The organism is Planktosalinus sp. (genome assembly GCF_059864935.1).
The window spans coordinates 1-2,020 of sequence record NZ_JCBCCK010000508.1; the positions used below are offsets into that span (position 1 = coordinate 1).

The following is a 2,020-nucleotide window of genomic DNA, read 5'->3' on the forward strand; positions in this document are numbered from 1 at the left end:
GTTCAAAGCGGAAGTGTTGCAACAGGTATTACAACAGTTGCAGTTTCAGGTCTGACTGCAGGAACAATTTATGACTTCTATGTATCAACATTATGTATTGCGGGTATAGAAAGTAGTCTTGCAGGCCCATTAAATGTACTGACAGACTCAACTCCGGTACCAGTACCGGTAAATGATGAATGTACAGACGCAATAATGCTGACAGTAGGTGTAAGTTTTCCAGATTATCAGGTTGTGGGTACCAATCTAGGTGCCACACACAATCCAAACGATCCATATCCAACTTGTGACTATTTCAATTTTAATATTAATGGTAAAGACGTGTGGTATACCGTAGAAGTACCTATTTCAGGTGCACTTACAATAGAAACAAAAACAAACAGTGACCCCGGAATGAATGATACCGGCTTACAGATTTATTCAGGTACTTGTGGAAACATAACCTCTATTGCCTGTAATGCTGATGGAGGAATCGGATTTTTCTCACTTCTGGAATTAACAGGACTTACTCCCGGCGAAATTTTATTGGTAAGAGTTTGGGGTTATGACCTTGACGAAGGTGAATTCCTAATATCAGCTTATGACGCAACTGAATGTGAAATGCCATCTGCATTGACCATAGATAATGTTACTGATACTACTATTAATTTCTCCTGGACTATACCAGCAAATAACAGTGGTGTGGATGGTTATTCCTGGTACTTGATGAACTCTGGTGATGACCCGCTGGTTGACTTACCGGTTGATGTAGGTTTTGTTCCTGGTGCAACATCCTCTTCAGCAATAATTACAGGCCTTACAGCTGAAACAAATTACGACTTGTATTTAGTTACCGTTTGTGATGTAACCTCAGGATTTATTAGTGACCACATTATGATTGCGGTATCCACTACATCTATATGTCAAATGCCATCAGCACTGACTTTAGATAGTGTTAGCGATACAACTATTGATTTTTCCTGGACACCTCCTACTGACATAAGTAATGTGGAGGGTTATTTCTGGAGATTGATGAACTCAGGCGACGATCCTTTGGTTGACCCATCGGTAGATGATGATTATGTTTCCGGAGCTACATCCACTTCAGCCATGATTACAGGTCTTACACCAGATACTGATTATGATTTGTATCTCGTTAGCGTTTGTGATGCGATCACAATGTTCATTAGTAACCCATTAATGATAGCAGTTACTACTAATTCAGTTTGTGAAATGCCAACTGATGTAACTCAGGTTAATGTAGAAGCTACGACTGCTGAATTCTCTTGGACAGCTTCTGCAACAGAAACTAACGGTTATGAATGGGCGGTATTCAACGCCGGAGATAATCCTTTGGTTGACCCTGCCGTGACTTCCGGAACTGTTGCAACAGGTGTTACTTCAGTTATTGTAATGGGTCTTGATGAAGACACCAATTATGACTTCTATGTTAGGACCAATTGTGACTCTGACGGATTGAGCGATTGGGAAGGGCCGTTTGCATTTACTACTGATGTTTTAAGTGTAAATGACTTTGGCTTGAACAGTGTTGCTTTTTATCCAAACCCAATGGTTGATGTGGTAAATATCACTGCTCAAATTGAAATTGAAAAAGTTGTAATCTACAGTTTGACCGGTCAGAAGTTGATTGAACAAAGAGTAAGAAACACAAAGACTCAAATCGATGTTTCAAACTTTGCATCAGGTCCATACTTAATGTATGTCACAACTTCAACCGGAAAAGTTGGAATCTATAAATTAATTAAAAAGTAATCTTTCAATAGGTTACACTTTAAATTTATTTTTAATAAAGGAGCTGTCCGAAAGGGCAGCTTTTTTTATGGTATAAATTTTTGAGTTCTATTTTAGCAAGTAACAAACAGCCTATGTGAAGACCGGGAGTATTGAACTGACAAATAATGACCTAAATACTTGGATATTAATAATTCATCCTATATATTTAATACGCTTTTAGTGAATATATTAAACATAACCTAAAACCGTTCTGTCATGAAAAATTTCTATTTTCTGTTTGCCTGTA

The 2,020-nt window shown here is 38.0% G+C and carries 1 protein-coding gene; it reads left to right on the forward strand.

Features of this window, described 5'->3' with window-relative positions:
* A partial coding sequence (locus tag AC6F75_RS14630; protein ID WP_500715828.1) for a fibronectin type III domain-containing protein occupies positions 1-1,752 on the forward strand: 1,752 nt, incomplete at its 5' end.
* Between the last annotated feature and the right edge of the window lie 268 nt (positions 1,753-2,020).